The organism is Paraburkholderia sp. SIMBA_054, from assembly GCF_046534875.1.
Classification (GTDB): Bacteria; Pseudomonadota; Gammaproteobacteria; order Burkholderiales; family Burkholderiaceae; genus Paraburkholderia; species Paraburkholderia hospita.
Genome location: NZ_JAWRXV010001619.1, coordinates 1 through 240 on the forward strand (window position 1 = coordinate 1; position 240 = coordinate 240).

1 protein-coding gene is annotated in these 240 nt (G+C 29.6%); it reads left to right on the top strand.

Going from position 1 to position 240, the window contains the following annotated elements; genetic code table 11:
• Positions 1-12 precede the first annotated feature (12 nt).
• Positions 13-240, top strand: a 228-nt coding sequence (locus tag SB822_RS60560) for an arylamine N-acetyltransferase (RefSeq protein WP_256502051.1), incomplete at its 3' end; no start/stop codon positions are given.

Below are 240 nucleotides of genomic sequence, written 5' to 3' on the forward strand. Positions count from 1 at the left end.
GGAGAATGCTTTATGATGACCAATTTACAAAAGGAGTTTTTTAAACGACTAAAAATTCCTGCAAAAGAAATAACATTTAATGATTTAGATGAAATTCTCTTGAAAATGGGCTTGATTCTCCCCTATGAAAATCTCGATATTATGGCTGGTACTATTAAAAACATCTCAAAAAATAACTTAGTAGAAAAGTTACTAATTCAAAAACGAGGCGGTCTTTGTTATGAATTAAACTCCTTATTG